At 38.9% G+C, this 19,233-nt stretch carries 21 protein-coding genes; all 21 read left to right on the top strand.

What is annotated here, in order from left to right:
- Positions 1 to 5: 5 nt before the first annotated feature.
- The 21 genes from C3K47_RS08510 to C3K47_RS08410 all read left to right on the top strand — a co-directional run bounded on the left by C3K47_RS08510 (position 6) and on the right by C3K47_RS08410 (position 19,233).
- A complete protein-coding gene (locus C3K47_RS08510; protein WP_103788698.1) occupies positions 6 to 644 on the top strand; it encodes an ExbD/TolR family protein in 639 nt (212 codons plus the stop codon).
- A 20-nt stretch (positions 645 to 664) separates the two neighbouring features.
- Positions 665 to 1,489: an energy transducer TonB gene (locus tag C3K47_RS08505; RefSeq protein WP_103788697.1), complete on the top strand. Its 825-nt coding sequence runs from the start codon at positions 665 to 667 to the stop codon at positions 1,487 to 1,489.
- A gap of 24 nt (positions 1,490 to 1,513) precedes the next feature.
- Positions 1,514 to 1,753, top strand: coding sequence for a hypothetical protein (locus tag C3K47_RS08500; protein ID WP_103788696.1), 240 nt, complete (start codon positions 1,514 to 1,516; stop codon positions 1,751 to 1,753).
- Entirely contained in the window at positions 1,746 to 2,723 is a 978-nt protein-coding gene (locus C3K47_RS08495; protein WP_103788695.1) for a PstS family phosphate ABC transporter substrate-binding protein, read from the top strand. The genes C3K47_RS08500 and C3K47_RS08495 overlap by 8 nt, the downstream gene beginning before the upstream one ends.
- 14 nt (positions 2,724 to 2,737) lie before the next feature.
- Positions 2,738 to 4,363 carry a tetratricopeptide repeat protein gene (locus C3K47_RS08490; RefSeq protein ID WP_103788694.1) on the top strand — a complete coding sequence of 542 codons (1,626 nt, stop codon included), beginning with the start codon at positions 2,738 to 2,740 and terminating at the stop codon, positions 4,361 to 4,363.
- Between the two features lie 115 nt (positions 4,364 to 4,478).
- Complete coding sequence (locus C3K47_RS08485) at positions 4,479 to 4,853, top strand: NADH-quinone oxidoreductase subunit A (RefSeq protein ID WP_103788693.1); 375 nt, start codon at positions 4,479 to 4,481, stop codon at positions 4,851 to 4,853.
- 124 nt (positions 4,854 to 4,977) lie between these two features.
- Positions 4,978 to 5,520 (top strand): NADH-quinone oxidoreductase subunit B, encoded by a 543-nt coding sequence (locus C3K47_RS08480; protein ID WP_103788692.1) that lies wholly within the window; start codon positions 4,978 to 4,980, stop codon positions 5,518 to 5,520.
- Between the two features lies 1 nt (position 5,521).
- Positions 5,522 to 6,031, top strand: coding sequence for an NADH-quinone oxidoreductase subunit C (locus C3K47_RS08475; protein WP_103788691.1), 510 nt, complete (start codon positions 5,522 to 5,524; stop codon positions 6,029 to 6,031).
- 146 nt (positions 6,032 to 6,177) lie between these two features.
- Positions 6,178 to 7,386: an NADH-quinone oxidoreductase subunit D gene (locus C3K47_RS08470; RefSeq protein ID WP_103788690.1), complete on the top strand. Its 1,209-nt coding sequence runs from the start codon at positions 6,178 to 6,180 to the stop codon at positions 7,384 to 7,386.
- Positions 7,387 to 7,481: 95 nt separating this feature from the next.
- Positions 7,482 to 7,988: an NADH-quinone oxidoreductase subunit NuoE family protein gene (locus C3K47_RS08465; protein WP_103788689.1), complete on the top strand. Its 507-nt coding sequence runs from the start codon at positions 7,482 to 7,484 to the stop codon at positions 7,986 to 7,988.
- A gap of 12 nt (positions 7,989 to 8,000) precedes the next feature.
- A complete protein-coding gene (gene nuoF / locus C3K47_RS08460) occupies positions 8,001 to 9,362 on the top strand; it encodes an NADH-quinone oxidoreductase subunit NuoF (protein WP_103788688.1) in 1,362 nt (453 codons plus the stop codon).
- 165 nt (positions 9,363 to 9,527) lie between these two features.
- Positions 9,528 to 10,487, top strand: a complete 960-nt coding sequence (locus C3K47_RS08455; RefSeq protein WP_103788687.1) for a 2Fe-2S iron-sulfur cluster-binding protein — start codon at positions 9,528 to 9,530, stop codon at positions 10,485 to 10,487.
- 80 nt (positions 10,488 to 10,567) lie between these two features.
- A complete protein-coding gene (nuoH, locus tag C3K47_RS08450) occupies positions 10,568 to 11,641 on the top strand; it encodes an NADH-quinone oxidoreductase subunit NuoH (RefSeq protein ID WP_103788686.1) in 1,074 nt (357 codons plus the stop codon).
- Positions 11,642 to 11,692: 51 nt separating this feature from the next.
- Positions 11,693 to 12,190, top strand: a complete 498-nt coding sequence (locus C3K47_RS08445) for a NuoI/complex I 23 kDa subunit family protein (protein WP_103788685.1) — start codon at positions 11,693 to 11,695, stop codon at positions 12,188 to 12,190.
- 30 nt (positions 12,191 to 12,220) lie between these two features.
- On the top strand, positions 12,221 to 12,724 hold the full coding sequence (locus C3K47_RS08440; RefSeq protein ID WP_207765261.1) for an NADH-quinone oxidoreductase subunit J family protein: 504 nt from the start codon (positions 12,221 to 12,223) through the stop codon (positions 12,722 to 12,724).
- Positions 12,725 to 12,728: 4 nt separating this feature from the next.
- A complete protein-coding gene (gene nuoK, locus C3K47_RS08435) occupies positions 12,729 to 13,058 on the top strand; it encodes an NADH-quinone oxidoreductase subunit NuoK (protein ID WP_103788684.1) in 330 nt (109 codons plus the stop codon).
- Between the two features lie 60 nt (positions 13,059 to 13,118).
- Complete coding sequence (nuoL, locus tag C3K47_RS08430) at positions 13,119 to 15,023, top strand: NADH-quinone oxidoreductase subunit L (protein WP_103788683.1); 1,905 nt, start codon at positions 13,119 to 13,121, stop codon at positions 15,021 to 15,023.
- A 6-nt stretch (positions 15,024 to 15,029) separates the two neighbouring features.
- Positions 15,030 to 16,496, top strand: a complete 1,467-nt coding sequence (locus tag C3K47_RS08425; RefSeq protein WP_103788682.1) for a complex I subunit 4 family protein — start codon at positions 15,030 to 15,032, stop codon at positions 16,494 to 16,496.
- A 74-nt stretch (positions 16,497 to 16,570) separates the two neighbouring features.
- A complete protein-coding gene (locus tag C3K47_RS08420; protein WP_103788681.1) occupies positions 16,571 to 17,938 on the top strand; it encodes an NADH-quinone oxidoreductase subunit N in 1,368 nt (455 codons plus the stop codon).
- A 52-nt stretch (positions 17,939 to 17,990) separates the two neighbouring features.
- Complete coding sequence (locus C3K47_RS08415) at positions 17,991 to 18,662, top strand: DedA family protein (RefSeq protein ID WP_103788680.1); 672 nt, start codon at positions 17,991 to 17,993, stop codon at positions 18,660 to 18,662.
- A gap of 28 nt (positions 18,663 to 18,690) precedes the next feature.
- Positions 18,691 to 19,233, top strand: a complete 543-nt coding sequence (locus tag C3K47_RS08410; RefSeq protein ID WP_103788679.1) for an inorganic diphosphatase — start codon at positions 18,691 to 18,693, stop codon at positions 19,231 to 19,233.

Genomic DNA, 19,233 nt, shown 5'->3' with positions numbered 1-19,233 from the left:
GAGCAATGGCAGATATAGCTACCTCCGGGGGCGGTGATCATAAGAAGGGTGGAAAGAAGAGAGGCAAGAAACTTTCAACTCGCGTGGATTTTACTCCAATGGTTGACCTTGGTTTCTTGTTGATCACATTCTTCATGTTAACCACCTCGATGAGCAAACCATCCGTAATGGATATTAATATGCCGGTTAAGGACAATATTGAGGAGAAGGATAAGACTCAAATCAAAGCTTCTCAGGCGATGACTATCCTTTTAACCGGTAAAGACCAAATCGTTTACTACTTCGGTATAGGCGAAGAGGTGGAAAATCCTTTGGTTACAAACTTTTCGGCTAATGGTATTCGTAAAATATTGTTAGAAGAAAGTCGTAAACGCAATCCGGCTCTTGACTCCATCAGGATTTACAAACAGATGGCCAATGACCGTAAAATTACCGAGGATGAGTTTAAAGCGAATTATTCTCGCATCAGGAACTATAAAAATGGCTTAATTATTTTGATTAAGGCAGATGATAAATCAAGATATAAAAATCTTGTTGATATCCTTGATGAGATGAATATCACTAACAATGGTCGCTATGCGATTGTTGATATAGCTCCTGGTGATTTGAAAATGATTAATGATAATCCTTACGTTCAAAAGTAAGATAAAAACATTGTCGAAAAATGGCAGGAAAGATTGATTTAGAAGATAGCAGATGGTGCGAATACGTCTTTGAAGGACGGAATAAGGCCTATGGTGCTTATGATCTGCGTAAGCAGTATTCTAAGAACATGAAGAAAGGTACCATATTGGCTATTATTTTCTTCTCTTTAGGCGTAGCAGCTCCAGTTATTGCTCGCATTGTTTCAGGAATTGTTCCTGAAGACAATGATATTAAAGTGGTGCAGTCCAATGAACTAATGGCTCCACCTCCGGTTAACAAAAACGAACCTCCTCCGCCTCCTCCACCTTCGGAGCCTCCTCCTCCTCCGGTGCGTTCAACTATTAAGTTTACGCCACCGGTTATTAAAAAGGATGAAGAAGTGCGTGATGAAGAACCACCTCCAGTACAGGATGAAATTAAGGCAGAAGTTAGTACAGCAACCGTAAAAGGTAATGATGACGCTCCGCCTCAAGTTGATGAACCTGTTATTGGTACTGGTACTGGTAATGAGGTTGTTGAAGATACCCAGGAGATTTTCTATCACGTAGAGGAAAATCCAGAATATCCTGGAGGTATGGAACAAATTGGTAAATTCATTGGTAAAACGTTAAGGTATCCGCCAATGGCTCGTGAAAATGGCGTTCAGGGTCGTGTAACGGTAACCTTTGTAGTTGAAAAGGATGGTTCTATTACCGACGTGCAAGTACTGCGCGGTATCGGTTCGGGATGTGATGAAGAAGCTGCCCGCGTTGTGAAAGCAATGCCTAAGTGGAAGCCAGGTAAACAAAATGGTAAATCTGTGCGTGTACACTTCAGCTTACCAATCATGTTCAGGTTAGATTAATTTACAAACATCAATTAAGCTCTAATGGAGCAACAGTTTGATAATAACTTTAAGCAAAAATCGCCAAAAGAGCGATTTTTGCTGATTTTAGGGGTAGTGTTTATCCTTGCCTACCTGGTTTTGGGAAGCATGATAATGTTTATGCCCAATGTTTTAGCGAATCTTTCACCAACCAATAAGTTGATACTTGGAGGGAGCATCATACTATATGGGCTCTTTAGAAGTTATAGGCTTATAAAAAAGGATAATTCAGAGTATGAATAGGTTACATTTTTCAAAAGGGATATTCTTGTTTGGACTTGCTTTTTGTTTCGCAGTCTTAAATGTTGGCTGTGGAAATAACTCTAGTCAAAAAACGTTGGATACAACCACTTCCGGAGAAATCAGCATGTCGGTTGATGAGACCTTTGAGCCAATTGTTCAGGCAGAATTGGATGTTTTTCATGGTATCTATCCTGCAGCTAAAATTAATGCTCATTTCAAATCCGAAGGAGAGGCTGTTGCTGACCTTCTTAATGATTCGGCAAGAGCAATTATCGTAACCCGTCAGTTAACAGCTGATGAACTCAAACCTCTTCAGGCTAAAAAGTTGGTAGTTCGGAGTACTAAGTTTGCTATCGACGCCATTGCGTTAATTGTAAACCCTGCAAATAATGATTCGACCTTTTCAATGGCTAACCTTAGAGACTTGTTTGCCGGTAATATTACTAAGTGGAATCAACTGGATAAGGCGAATAGTAATGAAGAAATTACAATTGTGTTTGATAATCCAAACTCCAGTACTGTGAGGTATATGAAAGAATTAGCAGGTAAGAATCAATTTTCGGCAAAAAATTTCTACTCTGTTAAAACTAATAAGGAAGTTATTGAGTATGTTAGCACGCATAAGAATTCACTAGGAATTATTGGAGTGAATTGGATAAGCGATGCTGATGATTCTGCGGTTACAGGATTTTTGAAAAAAGTTAAAATTGCTGCAATTGCACCCGATGATGGGCAACCAGGTTCTGGGCAGTTTCGTAAACCTTACCAAGCTTACATTGCACAAGGCTTTTATCCATTGGTAAGACGAGTGTACCTGCTAAGTCGGGAATCATACATGGGCTTAGGAACAGGTTTTGCAGCTTTCATTGCTGGAGATAAAGGACAACGTATTGTGTTGAAGTCGGGTTTGGTTCCCGCTACTATGCCAGTTCGTTTAGTTCAGATATCAGATAATGATTTGTTTAAATAAAATAAATTTAGATTATGAAAATGATTAAGAGGGCTTTAAACATAGTTTCTGCTTTAGTTTTGTTAGCAGGGTTTGCTTATAGCCAGTCTATTAGTGATGCACGAAAAGCAATTGAAGTAGAGCAGTACGAAAAGGCAAAGGCGTTATTAGCAAAACTTGCACAGAATCCTGCTACCACAGCAGAGAGCTTTTATTACATGGGTGATGTTTACTTAAAAACTATTGAACCCGATTCTGCTCAGGTATTTTTTGATAAAGGTGTGGCAGTAAATCCCCAGTTTCCCCTAAACTATGTGGGACAAGGGAAATTAGAAATTCTAAATAAACACTTTGACGCGGCAAAACCATTATTTGATAAGGCGATTGCTTTAGGCCAAAAGGAAAAAGACTATCGTCCGTATCTTGAAACAGCACGTGCCTATGCATTAGCCGCTGAGGGTGGCGATGCTGCATCGATTGAAACTGCCATAGGTTATATTGAGCAGGCTAAAAAAATTGCTCCTAAGAGTGCTGAGGTGTATACTGTTTTAGGAGATGCTTATTTATTAAAAAAAGATGCAAACAATGCAATTGCTAATTATAACAAAGCATTAGATCTGGATAAAAATTATTTAAGAGCTTATGTGTCTCAATCCTTGATCTATCGTGGTGCTCAAAGTTATGAATCATCATTAGCTCCGTTAGAAAAGGCAATATCGATCGATCCGAATTATGGACCTGCTTACCGCGAATTAGCCGTTTTGTATTATTCTTCAGGCCAATACGCGAAAGCTGTAGATATTTATAAGAATAAGTATTTAGCGTTAACTGACGCCTCTTGCAACTCCAATACGCGTTATGCGAGTATGTTGTTTCTTGCAAAACAATATCAGGCAGCGTATGATGAAATTAATCTGTTAATGAAAACATGCCAGGTTAAACCGGTAATGTATCGTTTGCTGGCTTATTCGGCTTATGAGATCAAAAAGCCAAAAGAGGCATTGGACGCGATGAATACTTTCTTTACAAAACAAGCAGAAGCAAGTCTTATCAATACGGATTATGAGTATATGGCTAAAATCCTTTCAGATAATAAGATGGATTCTCTAGCAATTTCATATTTGCAAAAAGCTATTGATAAAGATCCCACAAGAACCGACTTGTACCCGATGTTAGGAAAGATGAGCTATTTGGCAAAACAGTATCCTGCTGCTATTAAAACATATGAAGCTTATTTTGAAAAAACAGAGGTTAAAAAGCAGCCTGTAGATTATTTGTATTACGGTTTATCGGCATTATATTCGGAGAAATATCAAAAGGCAGATAGTGCTTTTGCAAAGGTTAATGAATTAAGCCCAACATATGTACAAGGGTATTCTTACCGTGCTTTAGCAAACTATAGAATGGACGAAGGAAATAAACAAGGTTTAGCTCGTCCGTACTACGAGAAGGTTATTGAACTTGGCGAAGCTGATAAGCAAAAGAACGTGAAATATCTTATTGAGGCTTATCGCTACATGGGCGATTATACCTTTAATATTCAAAAAGATGTTGCTGCTTCAAAAGTCTATTTCAATAAAATTTTAGAATTGGCTCCGAATGACCCGCAAGCCTTAGAAGTTTTAAAGGCATTAAATGGTCCAGGCGCCAAGAATAAGTAGTGACGATTCAGTCAAGAAATTAAAATTTCTTAATAAAATATTGCTCCAAAGAGAAGGTTTGTTTTAAACTTACCTTCTCTTTTTTATTTTTGCAAAAGATTTCAAATCCTATTGTATGTTATTACTAGAGCAATTGCCTGTTAACTATGCACCGGTAGCTTTCCAGTTTTTTGTAGCGGTTGGTTTTGTGGTAGTTACAATGCTTGCTACCCACCTTATCGGTCCTAAGCGTAAAACTTCTGATAAATTAACCCCATTCGAGTCGGGAGTGGAAGTTCAGGGAAATGCTCGTCATCCCATGTCAGTTAAGTACTTCCTGGTTGCAATACTGTTTGTGTTGTTCGATGTTGAAGTAATTTTCATGTACCCTTGGGCCGTAAATTTTCGTGAACTAGGCATTTTAGGAATGCTTGAAATGTTCACGTTCATGATCTTCCTGTTACTGGGCTTTATTTACATCATTAAAAAAGGGGCTCTAAATTGGGAGTAGTAAGTTTAGAATCATTCTAAAATGAGTCTGGCGTACTTCAGAACAATATTAATCTGATTATTGTTGTACTTTTGTTACTCTTTTTAATAGATAATAAGAGGTTTTTTGAGAAAATTATCATCGTATGAGCGAGATTAAAATGGTTGAGGCCCCTGCGGGTATTGAAGGAGCGGGTTTCTTTGCAACCTCTCTAGATAAAGCAGTTGGCTTAGCACGTTCTTATTCATTATGGCCGTTGCCATTTGCCACTTCTTGTTGTGGAATTGAGTTTATGGCTACTATGGGTTCCCATTATGACCTGGGTCGTTTTGGAGCAGAACGTTTGAGCTTTTCTCCACGCCAGGCCGATCTTTTAATGGTAATGGGTACCATTGCTAAGAAAATGGCTCCGGTTCTTCGCCAGGTATATTTACAGATGGCAGAACCTCGCTGGGTGATGGCTGTTGGAGCATGTGCATGTAGCGGAGGCGTTTTTGATACCTATAGCGTTTTACAGGGTATTGATGAAATTATTCCTGTTGATGTGTATGTTCCTGGTTGCCCTCCTCGTCCTGAAGGTATAATCGATGGATTGACACGTATTCAGGAATTGGTGCAAAACGAATCTCTTCGTCGTCGCGACTCGGACGAATACAAACAATTATTAGCAAAATACGGAATTCAATAATATGGCAGAAGTAAAAATGAATAACCAAGCTGTATTAGATAAACTTCAGTTAAAATTTGCTGATGCTATCTTTAATGTTAGTGAGCCACATGACATGCTAACACTTACTACTACTAAAGATAAAGTTATCGATGTTATTCAATTTCTTTATAATGATGAAGAGTTGAAGTTTCGCTTTCTTACTGATATCTGTGGTGTTCATTACCCCGAGCAGGAGCTTGCTCTTGGAGTGATATACCATCTTCACAGTTTAACTAACAACATTCGTATTCGTATTAAAGTATTTCTTCCTGAAAGTACCCCAAGAATTAAAACTCTTACGGGCTTGTTCTTAGGAGCTAACTGGATGGAGAGAGAAACATATGATTTCTTTGGAATTATTTTCGAAGGTCACCCTGATTTACGTCGTATTTTAAATGTCGACGATATGGTAGCTTTCCCGATGAGAAAAGAGTTTCCATTAGAAGATCCAAACCGTACCGATAAAAACGACGATTATTTTGGTCGATAATACTCCAAAGAGAATGCGCTACTAAAGTTATCAGAAGCATTCATCTTTAGTAGTGATCTAATAATTCAGATAATAACAATGTTGGATTATGGATTTAAAATGCAAGCATTTATAATTCATGATTCTGAATTCAACATTAAACATATATGGCCCATATAAAACTTGGCGATAATTCATTAGAGAAGGAAACCACAACCCTTAACCTTGGCCCTACTCACCCGGCTACTCACGGGGTATTTCAAAATATTCTTGAGCTGGACGGAGAGCGCATTGTTAGTGCACAATCAACCATCGGATATATTCACCGTGCGTTTGAAAAAATTGCAGAGCACCGTCCTTTCTACCAAATTACTCCACTTACAGATCGTTTGAATTATTGTTCAGCTCCTATTAACAATATGGGCTGGCATATGACCGTTGAAAAGCTATTGGGCATTCAAACCCCTAAACGAGTTGATTACATGCGCATCATTGCAATGGAGTTAAGTCGTATTGCCGATCATTTGGTTTGTAATTCGGTTATCGGTGTGGACTCTGGTGCATTCACAGGTTTCCTTTATGTTTTTCAAAAACGAGAAGACATTTATGAGATCTTCGAAGAGATCTGTGGTTCTCGCTTAACAACGAACATGGGCCGTATTGGCGGCTTTGAGCGTGATTTTAATGACATCGCTATTGCCAAGATCAAGAAATTCATAGCAGAGTTTCCGGATGTTATGAAAGAGTTTGAAAATCTTTTCAACCGCAACCGTATTTTCATCGACCGATGCGTAGGTGTTACTCCGGTAAGCGCTGAAAAGGCTTTATCATATAGCTGGACAGGGCCTTTGTTACGTTCTTGCGGAGTTGATTATGATGTTCGGGTGGCCAAACCTTATTGTTCTTACGAAGAGTTTGAATTCGAAATTCCCGTTGGAACTACCGGTGATATTTACGATCGTTTCCTGGTACGTAACGAAGAAATGTGGCAGAGCTTAAGCATCATTAAACAGGCTTTGGTGAAGATGGAAAATGAACCTAAAGGTGTTTTCAATGCCGAAGTGCCTGACTATTGCTTGCCTCCAAAAGAGGATGTTTACAGTTCGATGGAATCGTTGATCTATCATTTTAAAATTGTGATGGGTGAAGTTCCAGTTCCTAAGGCCGAGATCTATCATTCAGTTGAAGGTGGTAATGGAGAGTTAGGATTCTACCTGATTACTGATGGTGGCCGAGCTCCATTCCGTTTACACTTCCGCCGCCCAAGCTTTATCAACTATCAGGCATATACTGATATTGCTAAGGGAGGAATGATTTCAGACGCAATTCTGGCAATGAGCAGTTTGAACGTTATTGCTGGAGAATTGGACGCTTAAAATAGTTAAGGTAAGCTTGCATTTCAGCTTATTTATAAATAAACATATTGCACACAAGAGGTTGGATATTATCCTTCCTCTCACTTCTAAAAAGGATGTTAGCAGTAAAAGAGATAAAATTTTCGACAGAAGCGCTTAAGAAAGTGGATGAGATCATTGCGCGCTATCCGGAAAGCCGGCAAAAATCAGCTTTGTTGCCATTATTACACTTGGCGCAGGCAGAATTCGGATGGTGCAGCACCGAGGTAATGGACTATGTTGCTTCATTACTTAACATTAATCCGATCGAGGTTTATGAGGTAGCTTCATTCTATACCATGTATCATCTTAAACCTTCTGGTAAATATGTACTAGAGGTTTGCCGTACTGGACCTTGTTGCCTGGTAGGTGCCGAAAAAATTATAAATATTCTGGAAAACAAGTTAGGCGTTAAGGAAGGTGAAGTAACTCCTGACGGATTGTTTTCATTTAAAGGGGTTGAGTGCTTAGCTGCATGTGGTTATGGACCGGTGTTACAAATTGGCCCTGAGTACACTTTCTATGAGAATTTAACAGAAGAGAGTGTTGACGAATTGTTAACTCAACTTAGAAACAAGAATTAATTCGGGTTTAGTATGGCTCAAAAGATATTATTAAAGAATATTAACATTCCCGGAATTAACACCTTTGAGGTTTATCGTCAGCATGGTGGATATGCCGCGGTTGAAAAAGCTTTGAAAACCATGTCTGCTGATGATGTGGTTGAAGAAGTGAAGAAATCAGGATTGCGTGGCCGTGGTGGTGCCGGTTTCCCTACCGGTATGAAATGGAGTTTTTTAGCTAAACCGGAAGGTGTTCCTCGTTACCTGGTTTGTAATGCCGATGAATCGGAACCTGGTACATTCAAAGATCGTTATTTAATGACTCATACTCCTCATACCTTAATTGAGGGTATGATCGTATCGAGTTTTGCTTTAGGAGCAAATACTTCATATATCTATGTTCGTGGTGAGATGATGCCACAAATTCGAATCCTGGAGAAAGCCATTGCAGAAGCTAAAAATGCAGGTTTCCTTGGTAAGAATATTTTAGGTACCGGTTATGATCTTGAGATCTATGTTCAACCAGGTGGTGGTGCATATATCTGTGGTGAAGAAACGGCCCTTTTAGAATCATTGGAAGGTAAACGTGGAAATCCTCGTATTAAACCTCCATTCCCTGCTATTGCTGGTTTATATGGTTGCCCTACTGTAGTTAATAACGTTGAATCAATTGCTGCAGTAAGCTGGATCGTTGTCAACGGTGGTGATGAGTATGCTAAAATAGGTATCGGGCGCAGTACCGGAACCAAATTGATCTCTGCTTCAGGAAACATTAATAAGCCTGGTGTGTATGAAATCGAATTAGGTCTTTCTGTTGAGGAATTCATTTATTCAGATGAATACTGTGGAGGTATAGCTAATGGTAAACGCCTTAAAGCTGTTGTAGCCGGTGGTTCCTCAGTTCCAATTTTACCAGCTAACTTAATTCTTAAATTGGCCAATGGTCAGCCTCGTTTAATGTCTTATGAGTCATTAGCCGAAGGCGGCTTTGCAACAGGTACTATGTTAGGTTCGGGGGGGTTTATTGTGATGGACGAAGATGCTTGTGTGGTACGCAATACCTGGAACTTCTCTCGTTTCTATCATCATGAATCTTGTGGTCAGTGTTCACCTTGTCGTGAGGGAACAGGATGGATGGAAAAAGTACTTCATCGTATTGAATACGGTCATGGCAAAATGAGTGATATAGATTTGTTAGTTGACGTTTCTAAGAAGATCGAAGGAAATACTATTTGTCCTTTAGGTGATGCAGCTGCATGGCCGGTTGCTAGTGCTATCCGTCACTTCCGTGATGAGTTTGAGTGGCATGTGAATAATCCTAAAGCTGCTATGGATGGAAATTATGGATTAGCAAATTATGCTGACCCAATTCCTGTAGTTGAAGAAGCAAGTTAATATAGAGATAGGTGATATTAGGTGTGAGAAATGAGACCAAGAATCAAAAGTCTCAAATTCCATGGCTAAAGAAAAAATAAATAATTAAGAGAGAGGTGTGTGATAGGAGACTAAATTACTTTAAGTCTCATTCTCATATCTCAAATCTCACTTCTAACTAAGACTATGTCTGAAAAGGTAAAAGTAACGATAGATAACATTGAGATTGAGGTTGATCCGGGAACAACCATCCTTAATGCGGCTCGCATGATAGGAGGGGATGTTGTTCCACCTGCAATGTGTTACTACAGCAAACTGAAAGGCAGTGGCGGTAAATGCCGTACTTGTTTGGTGAAGGTTTCTCAGGGTTCTGCAAAAGACCCTCGGCCAATGCCAAAATTGGTTGCATCTTGCCGTACAACAGTAATGGACGGAATGGTGGTTCAAAATATCACCTCACCCGAAGTTGTTGAGGCTCGTAAAGGAGTTGTTGAGTTTTTGTTGATCAATCATCCGCTTGATTGTCCGGTATGTGACCAAGCCGGAGAGTGTCATTTGCAAGACCTTTCATTTGAACACGGAAAAGACCAAAGCCGTTACGAATTTAAGCGTCGTACGTTTGAAATGGTTGATATTGGCGATAAGATCAAGTTACACATGAACCGTTGCATCCTTTGCTACCGTTGTGTGTTTACAGCTGATCAGATTACTGACAATCGTGTTCACGGTATATTAGGTCGTGGGGATGCTTCAGAGATTGGAACCTATATCTCAAAAGCTATCGATAATGATTTTTCAGGAAACGTGATTGATGTTTGTCCGGTAGGTGCTTTAACAGATAAAACATTCCGTTTTAAAAACCGTGTTTGGTTTACCAAGCCCGTTGATGCTCATCGCGATTGTGATAAGTGTTGCGGTAAAGTAACCTTATGGTATAAAGGTGAAGAGGTTATTCGTGTAACTGGTCGTAAAGATCAATACGGAGAGGTTGATGAGTTTATCTGTAATACCTGTCGTTTTGACAAAAAGAAAACCAGCGACTGGACGATTGAAGGTCCTACGAAAGTTGACCGCCACTCGGTAATTTCTTCAAACCATTACGACGAGAAAGAGTTATTACCGGTTATCGATAGAAAGATTTTTTAAAGAACACGACTTGCGTAAATGATCAGTAGCAATCAATTATAGGCTAAAGGTTATCTCGCATCGTTCGATATAAAACGAAAATGGAATCAGCATTAATAATAGAAAAGTTTTTATTGATTACAATTGTGTTAGTGGTTAGCCTTGTGGTGGCCATGTACATGACTCTGGTTGAGCGCAGATTTGCAGCTTTCTTCCAGGACCGTTTAGGCCCTAATCGTGCAGGACCTTTTGGTATCCTTCAGCCACTTGCTGATGGTGTTAAGTTGTTTACCAAGGAAGAGATTCTTCCTGAAAATGCCAATAAATTGCTTTTCATCATGGGGCCATCATTGGCCATGTTTACTGCAACCATTAGTTCAGCAGTTATTCCATGGGGACGTGATCTGGTGTTTGGGGATAAAGTTATTTCTCTTCAGGTTGCAGATATTAATGTAGGTCTTTTATACATATTTGGAGTAGTTTCACTAGGAGTATATGGTATGATGGTTGGAGGCTGGGCCTCAAACAACAAATACTCTTTATTAGGTACTATCCGTGCGGCCTCTCAAAGTATCAGTTACGAAATTGCAATGGGTATGGCGATCATAGCCTTGTTAATGGTTACGGGTACCTTAAGTATGCGTGGAATTGTTGATGGACAAGGCTCTACTTTATATGGATTAAAAGGAACGGAAGGTCTTGGATGGAATGTTTTCTATCAGCCGGTGGCTTTCCTGATTTACCTGATCTGCATGTTTGCTGAATGTAACCGCACGCCATTCGATTTACCTGAATGTGAATCGGAACTGGTTGCAGGTTATCACACTGAGCACTCAAGTATGAAATTAGGGTTTTACCTGTTTGCAGAGTATATCAATATGTTCGTATCATCGGCAGTGATATCAGCTTTATTCTTCGGAGGATATAACTTCCCTGGACAAGAAGCCTTGGCAAATGCAGGTGTTGCTTCATATTGGATCACACTTATCGGTGTAGGCGCTTTCTTCTGTAAAATAGCCTTCTTCCTGTTCTTCTTTGTTTGGGTGCGCTGGACAATCCCTCGTTTCCGCTACGATCAGCTGATGCGTTTAGGCTGGAACATGTTAGTGCCTTTGGCAATTGCCAACATCGGAATTACAGGTGTGGTAATGTATTTAACAGGACATATTAACTAATTGAACATCCTCATTTGATCAGTTTGATTAAATGTGAGTATAAAAGATAAAATGGAATCATTAACCAATAGAAAAAAAGTACTTGAGCAAAAACCAATGACCTTTGCAGAAAGGATGTATTTGCCGGCTATTTTGTCGGGGTTGACTATTACGCTTAAGCACTTTTTTAAGAAAAAAGCTACTATTCGATATCCTGAGGTAAAGCGTGAGTACTCTACTAACTTCAGAGGGATTCATTCATTGAAGCGTGACGAAGAAGGACGGGAGCGTTGCACAGCTTGTGGTTTGTGTGCATTATCCTGCCCAGCCGAAGCCATTACAATGATTGCCGCTGAACGTAAGCCAGGAGAAGAGGGTTTATATCGTGAGGAGAAATATGCAGCTACTTACGAGATCAATATGTTACGCTGTATTTTCTGTGGTTTTTGTGAAGAAGCCTGCCCTAAGGAAGCGATCTATCTTGATGGAGATATTCCACCTGCTAGCTTCGACCGTGAGAATTTCGTATATGGTAAGGACAAATTAGTTGAACCTATCCATAAAAAATAACTATTTGATTAAATTCGCGGCGTTTTTATCATGACAATAACTCAATCATTATTTTACTTTCTGGCATTTGTAGCCATTTTCAGCTCACTGCTGGTAGTTACGGCTAAAAATCCCATCCACAGTGTTCTATACCTGATCTTAACATTCTTCACTTTAACGGGTGAGTATATTCTTTTGAATGCCCAGTTTATTGGAATTGTAAATATCATCGTTTATGCAGGCGCAATCATGGTACTGTTCTTATTCGTTATCATGTTGCTTAACCTTAACGTTGAATCCGAGCCTCAGAAAACTAATCTTATGAAATTCATAGGTATTATTACAGGAGGAATAGGATTGGTGGTATTAACAGCAGCTTTGAAAAGCACTGATCCGTCTAACACGGTTGTTATTCAAGAAGTGGATATGGGCTTAGTAAAGAATCTGGGTCAAGTATTATTTAAAGAGTTCCTTTTACCGTTTGAAATTGTATCTATTCTATTCCTTTCGGCAATGGTTGGAGCAGTTCTGCTAGCCAGAAAGGAGACAAAATAAGGATATGGAAAATATAACGAATGCCATTACACTGGTTCCGCTTAATCATTACATTTTATTAAGCTCTATTATTTTCTTCATTGGAATTATAGGAGTGTTGACCCGCAGAAATGCGATTATCGTTTTCATGTCTATTGAGCTGATGTTAAACGCTGTAAACTTATTATTAACAGCTTTTTCAGCGTATCGTGGAGATGCAGCAGGACAAGTATTTGTGTTTTTCATTATGGCGGTGGCTGCAGCAGAGGTTGCTGTAGGTTTGGCCATCATTGTAATGATCTACAGAAATAACAATTCAATTGACATTGACCTGTTAAATAAATTAAAGAATTAAAATTATTTAGGTGGATGATCTATTCATCTAACCAAACAAATACGCAAACTGAACTAAGAAATGACGGAACAATTAGCCTGGCTGATACCTGTACTTCCCTTAATTGGTTTCCTGATCAATGGATTGGGATATAAGAAAAATCCTAAAGGTTTAGTTGGCCTTGTTGGCTGCGCAACTGTTTTAGGATCGTTTATCCTAAGCATTCTGGTGTTTTTTGATATCAAAGCAAACGGTGCAAAAACCATCGATCTTTATGAGTGGATTTCCGTAGGAACATTAAAAATTCCTTTCTCTTTCCTTATCGATCAGTTAACATCAATCATGTTGTTGATCATTACCGGCGTAGGATTTTTAATTCACGTATACTCTACCGGGTATATGCATGATGATGAAGGTTACGGTAAATACTTTGCTTACTTAAACTTGTTCGTATTCTTCATGTTATTGCTTGTTTTGGGCTCTAACTATGTGATCATGTTTATTGGATGGGAAGGCGTAGGTTTATGTTCTTATTTACTGATCGGTTTCTGGTTTAAGAAAACGGAATATGCAAATGCAGCGAAAAAGGCCTTTGTAATGAACCGTATTGGTGACTTAGGATTCCTGATCGGTATTTTCATGTTGTTCTCAACTTTTGGCAGCATTAGTTATGCCGATATATTTCCTCAAGCACAAACCGCAAGCACGGCTGTCTTAACAACGATAACTTTACTGTTATTTGTAGGTGCTATGGGTAAAAGTGCTCAATTGCCTTTATATACTTGGTTACCTGACGCAATGGCCGGTCCAACACCAGTTTCAGCGCTTATCCACGCTGCTACCATGGTTACAGCCGGTATTTATATGATTGCCCGCTCAAACATCTTATATGTATTGTCTCCAATTTCTATGGCTGTAGTAGCAGGTATTGGTTTGGCAACGGCAATTTTTGCAGCGGTGATCGCATTAACTCAAAACGACATTAAGAAAGTATTGGCTTATTCAACAGTAAGCCAGTTAGGTTATATGTTCTTGGGACTGGGTGTTGGTGCCTTCACCGGTGCTTTCTTCCACGTAATGACCCACGCATTTTTCAAAGCATTATTGTTCTTAGGCGCGGGTAGTGTTATTCATGCTATGGGCGGTGAACAGGACATGCGTCAAATGGGTGGTTTAAAGAAACACCTTCCAATTACTTGGTTTACCATGTTAATGGGTACGTTAGCTATTGCCGGAATTCCTCCATTCTCTGGTTTCTTCTCCAAAGATGAGATCTTGGCCCATGCATTCGAAGTAAGTCCTACTATTTGGGCGATTGGTGTTGGGGGCGCTTTATTAACAGCCTTCTACATGTTCCGTATGTTCTTCTTAACCTTTAATGGCAAATTCAGGGGAACTGAAGAGCAACATCATCATTTGCATGAATCTCCAGCTTCGATGACCATTCCTTTAATTGTATTAGCCGTATTATCGGTATTTGGCGGTTTTGTAGGAGTTCCTGAAGCATTACACGGCTCGCATTTGCTTAATGAATATTTATCACCGGTATTTGGTCAATCGACCCAGATTTTAAACGCTGCTCATCATGGTCATTTGTCTCATGAAACTGAGTATGCTTTGATGGGTGCTTCTGTCTTAGGTGTATTAATATCAATTTTCTACGCGTATACTGTTTATGTTAGAAAAGAAGTTGTTCCAGCTGCTGAAACCGCTCCTCGTTCAGGTCTTGAAAAGGCATCTTACAATAAGTTTTATATCGATGAGATTTACAATGCCGTATTCACACGTCCTTTAGATAGTTTGTCACAATTGTTCTATCGAATTCTTGATAAGTCTATTATTGATGGAGTTGTGAATGGTTTCGGCCAATTAACGCAATGGAGCGCGGATAAATTCCGTCGTATTCAAACCGGCTACATCGGAAACTATTTATTTATGATGGTAGTGGGTATTATTTTAATTCTTGTATTTAACTTTTTGTTTTAGAGAGAGATGATCAATTATATTACAGTATTACTGGTTTTATTCCCTCTTCTTGGTTCGGTAATAGTTGCGTTTATCCGCGGTGAACAGGCTAAGAATATTGCTCTTGGATTTTCATTGATTGAGCTGGCGATGGCAATATTAGCCTGGACTAAGTTTGATTACGCTAATCCAGATTCTCAGTTTATTTATAATCAACCTTGGATTGAATCATTGGGCATTCACTTCAAAGTAGGTATGGATGGAATTAGCTTCCTGTTGGTTTTATTAACCACGGTATTGGTTCCATTAATTATTCTTTCTTCGTTTCGTAAAGAGTTCCGTAAACCACACGCGTTGTATGCTTTGATTTTGTTTATGCAAACAGGCTTAGTTGGTGTGTTTACTTCACTTGATGCGTTTTTATTTTATGTAGCATGGGAAGCCGCATTAATTCCTATCTACTTTATCTCAGCTATTTGGGGTGGTGAAGATCGCATTCGTGTTACCTTCAAGTTCTTTGTTTATACCATGTTTGGTAGTTTGTTTATGTTAATAGGAATTATCTACCTGTTCATTCAAACTCCGGGTCATAGTTTTGATATCAATCAGTTTTATCAGGTGGCGCTCGATAAAGGAACGCAATCATGGTTATTCTGGTGCTTCTTTTTAGCTTTCGCTATCAAAATGCCAATTTTCCCTTTCCATACCTGGCAGCCTGATACTTATACTAGCGCTCCAACAGTTGGAACCATGTTGCTATCAGGGATTATGCTGAAAATGGGTATTTATGGAGTGATGCGTTGGTTATTGCCTGTATTGCCGTTAGGCTTAATGCAATGGGGTCAAACAGCCTTAATCTTATCTATCATTGGTGTTGTTTATGCCTCAATTATAGCATTTACTCAAAAAGATATTAAACGATTAATTGCCTATTCTTCAATTGCTCACGTAGGCTTAATCTCCGCAGGGATTTTCGCGTTGAATGTGCAAGGGATGCAAGGTGCCATGATTCAAATGATCAGCCATGGTATTAACGTTGTGGGTTTATTCTTTGTGGTTGAGATCATTTTTGATCGCACGAAAGCTCGTGAAAGTTATTTATTAGGCGGAATCGCTTCGAAAGCACCTGTATTGGCAGCTACCTTCCTGATCATTCTGTTGGGAGCTGTGGCGTTACCATTAACCAACGGTTTTGTGGGTGAGTTTCTTCTTCTAAATAGTATTTATGAGTATGGTGTTTGGTATGCGATTGTTGCCGGGCTAACGATCATTTTCGGTGCAGTTTATATGTTGCGCATGTACGGAAATGTAATGTTTGGAAAAGAAGGAACTGCAAGTGCAAATTTCACTGATGTCATAGGTGCTGAAAAATTGGTATTGTATGCTATTTGTGCAATGGTGATTTTCTTCGGATTTAAGCCGCAATACCTGCTTCATATTTCTGAAGCCTCAGTAAATAATTTACTTGAGATCATTAAACTAAAAATGCAGTAATAATTATTTCATTGATTTAACTGCCCAATTAAATTAAGCAGCTTGAATTAATGCAATCAAAATAATAACAAAGAATGAGTTCAATTATCATTATAGCGATTACCGCGATTGTAGTTCTTTACTTGGGCTTATATAAGGTTAAAAGTGCCTTATTGCCGGTTTCTGTTTTGGGACTTTTGGGTGCTGCCGCATCTCTTGTTTGTGTTTGGGATAAAAATATATCCTATTTCAACGATATGCTGGTGTTTAACAATTATGCTATTGCATTCAGCATCCTTTTAATCGCTACAACCATTCTTATTTTTCTTTTATCAGGCAATTATTTTGAGAAGATCAGTTCGAATGTTGCTGAATACTATACTATTTTGCTGTTCGCATTGTCAGGTGGAGTGGTAATGGTATCGTTCCAGAATATGTCAATGCTTTTCATTGGTATCGAAATTCTGTCGGTTAGCATGTACATCATGGCCGGTATTAAAAAAACGGATAGTGCGTCGAATGAAGCCGCATTGAAGTATTTTTTAATGGGTTCATTCGCAACTGGTATTTTATTGTTTGGTATTGCTTTAATATACGGTGCAACCGGAAGCTTTAACCTGGTGCAAATTGCAGGTAAGGCTTCAGAGCAACCTCTATTATTTTATGCAGGGGTAATTTTCATGCTTATTGCTATGACATTTAAAGTAGGGGTGGCTCCATTCCACTTCTGGACTCCGGATGTTTACCAGGGAGCACCAACTTTAGTTAGCTCCTTCATGTCTACTGTAGTTAAAACAGCTGGATTTGCAGCATTCCTGCGTTTATTTGGATCAGCATTTACATCTGTACCTGCTATCTGGACTGTTACACTTGTAGTAATGGTGGTGCTCACACTTTTGATAGGTAACATTACCGCAGCATTCCAGCAGAATGTAAAACGGATGCTAGCCTATTCAAGTATTTCTCATGCTGGATACATGCTTATAGCTATCTTGTTGTTGGGTCAGGCTTCTCCAAATGCAATTTTAATCTATTCAGTAGCTTATTCAATTGCTTCGGTTGCCTCTTTTGGTGTTATGGTTGCTGTTAAAGAGCAAAAGGGTTCGGATGATCTCTCGGCTTTTAACGGTTTAGGTCGCACTAATCCTGTTTTGGCATTTGTAATGACAGTAGCTCTATGTTCATTGGGTGGTATTCCATTAACAGCAGGCTTTTTTGGTAAGTTTTATATCTTCGGAGTGGCAATTGCCGCTAATTATACATGGTTGATTGCTATTGCAGTTTTGATGGCTGCTGTAGGTATTTATTACTATTTTAAAGTAATAATTGCTATGTATTTAAGGGAGTCAGAAAACAGTGAATCGATTCAATTGAGCCTCGCCTATAAATTTGTTCTTATCTTTTGTATAATGATTACTATCTTGCTAGGAATTGCCCCTGCCTTAATTACAAATATTTTGTAGGTAGTGAGGTAAACCCTTACTTTTATATTATAAAGGAGCGCTTTCAATCATTATGCAGGAAATCCTCGAGTTTTTTAGACATATAATAGATCCTAATTGGATCTTAGCCCAACCGTTTGCATTCTGGATATTGTTGTTTATCATTTTTGCAGAAACAGGTTTATTTGTAGGATTTTTCTTACCTGGCGACTCATTGCTTTTTATTACCGGTTTGCATTTGGCCGAATATCCAATGAAAGCAATTGATAATGTTGAAGTAGGTGTGGTTGCGGTTACTGTTACCGTAATAATAGCCGGTATTTTAGGTAATATGGTCGGGTATTGGTTCGGCGTAAAGGCCGGGCCGTCTTTATTTAAAAAGAAGGACACTTTCTTCTTCAAGCAAAAGCATTTGCATGCCGCAAAGGAGTTTTATGAAAAACGCGGTGCAGGCATGATCGTTCTGGCTCGTTTTCTTCCTATCATTCGTACGTTTGCACCTATTGTTGCCGGAATAGTTCAGATGGATTCTAAAAAGTTTGTTTTTTATAACGTTTTAGGGTGTATTGGCTGGGTGGTATCTATGGTTATGGGTGGTTATTTTTTAGGTCAGGCTTTTCCTTGGCTTCGTAACCATCTCGAAATCATTGTAATTGGTTTAGTGGTAATTACTACTACTCCTGTGATTATAGGATATTTGAAAACAAGAACAAAAGTTAATAGTAGCACCGAAGCTGAAGCTTAATCAAAATTTTAATATATAATAAATTAATATGGGAGTTGATCCGTGGCACTCGGTTGATCCGGGAAGCAAAAGACCGGAACTTGTAGATGCAATTATTGAGATCCCTAAGGGGTCTAAAGCTAAATATGAAGTTGATAAAAAAACAGGGCTGTTGAAATTAGACAGGGTTCTGTTTTCTTCTGTTATGTATCCAGCAAACTATGGATTTATTCCTCAAACGTATTGTGATGATAATGATCCGTTGGATATTTTAGTGCTTTGTTCAGAAGAAGTAATTCCACTTTCAATTATAGAAGCCAAAGTAATTGGCGTTATGCATATGATTGATGGTGATGAGCGTGATGATAAAATTATTGCTGTTGCAAATAATGATATGTCCGTAAATCACATTAACGATTTATCTGAATTGCCTCCGCATACAGAGAAAGAAATTGCAAGATTCTTTTCTGATTATAAAGCGTTGGAACACAAAGACGTAAAAGTGGAGCACTTTTTAGGCAAGCGTTATGCATATAAGGTGATTAACGAAGCTTTAGAGCTTTACGATAAAACTTTTAGGAATAAGAACTAA

This window comes from Solitalea longa (assembly GCF_002920915.1).
Classification (GTDB): Bacteria; Bacteroidota; Bacteroidia; order Sphingobacteriales; family Sphingobacteriaceae; genus Solitalea; species Solitalea longa.
Note: the sequence above shows the minus strand (reverse complement) of the source record. Positions and strands in the feature narration are given on the sequence as shown.

Bases quoted from the DNA above. Each gene is read 5' to 3' on its own strand.
- C3K47_RS08510 (WP_103788698.1), top strand. From the start codon at position 6: ATGGCAGATATAGCTACCTCCGGGGGCGGTGATCATAAGAAGGGTGGA.
- C3K47_RS08505 (WP_103788697.1), top strand. From the start codon at position 665: ATGGCAGGAAAGATTGATTTAGAAGATAGCAGATGGTGCGAATACGTC.
- C3K47_RS08500 (WP_103788696.1), top strand. From the start codon at position 1,514: ATGGAGCAACAGTTTGATAATAACTTTAAGCAAAAATCGCCAAAAGAG.
- C3K47_RS08495 (WP_103788695.1), top strand. From the start codon at position 1,746: ATGAATAGGTTACATTTTTCAAAAGGGATATTCTTGTTTGGACTTGCT.
- C3K47_RS08490 (WP_103788694.1), top strand. From the start codon at position 2,738: ATGAAAATGATTAAGAGGGCTTTAAACATAGTTTCTGCTTTAGTTTTG.
- C3K47_RS08485 (WP_103788693.1), top strand. From the start codon at position 4,479: ATGTTATTACTAGAGCAATTGCCTGTTAACTATGCACCGGTAGCTTTC.
- C3K47_RS08480 (WP_103788692.1), top strand. From the start codon at position 4,978: ATGAGCGAGATTAAAATGGTTGAGGCCCCTGCGGGTATTGAAGGAGCG.
- C3K47_RS08475 (WP_103788691.1), top strand. From the start codon at position 5,522: ATGGCAGAAGTAAAAATGAATAACCAAGCTGTATTAGATAAACTTCAG.
- C3K47_RS08470 (WP_103788690.1), top strand. From the start codon at position 6,178: ATGGCCCATATAAAACTTGGCGATAATTCATTAGAGAAGGAAACCACA.
- C3K47_RS08465 (WP_103788689.1), top strand. From the start codon at position 7,482: ATGTTAGCAGTAAAAGAGATAAAATTTTCGACAGAAGCGCTTAAGAAA.
- nuoF (WP_103788688.1), top strand. From the start codon at position 8,001: ATGGCTCAAAAGATATTATTAAAGAATATTAACATTCCCGGAATTAAC.
- C3K47_RS08455 (WP_103788687.1), top strand. From the start codon at position 9,528: ATGTCTGAAAAGGTAAAAGTAACGATAGATAACATTGAGATTGAGGTT.
- nuoH (WP_103788686.1), top strand. From the start codon at position 10,568: ATGGAATCAGCATTAATAATAGAAAAGTTTTTATTGATTACAATTGTG.
- C3K47_RS08445 (WP_103788685.1), top strand. From the start codon at position 11,693: ATGGAATCATTAACCAATAGAAAAAAAGTACTTGAGCAAAAACCAATG.
- C3K47_RS08440 (WP_207765261.1), top strand. From the start codon at position 12,221: ATGACAATAACTCAATCATTATTTTACTTTCTGGCATTTGTAGCCATT.
- nuoK (WP_103788684.1), top strand. From the start codon at position 12,729: ATGGAAAATATAACGAATGCCATTACACTGGTTCCGCTTAATCATTAC.
- nuoL (WP_103788683.1), top strand. From the start codon at position 13,119: ATGACGGAACAATTAGCCTGGCTGATACCTGTACTTCCCTTAATTGGT.
- C3K47_RS08425 (WP_103788682.1), top strand. From the start codon at position 15,030: ATGATCAATTATATTACAGTATTACTGGTTTTATTCCCTCTTCTTGGT.
- C3K47_RS08420 (WP_103788681.1), top strand. From the start codon at position 16,571: ATGAGTTCAATTATCATTATAGCGATTACCGCGATTGTAGTTCTTTAC.
- C3K47_RS08415 (WP_103788680.1), top strand. From the start codon at position 17,991: ATGCAGGAAATCCTCGAGTTTTTTAGACATATAATAGATCCTAATTGG.
- C3K47_RS08410 (WP_103788679.1), top strand. From the start codon at position 18,691: ATGGGAGTTGATCCGTGGCACTCGGTTGATCCGGGAAGCAAAAGACCG.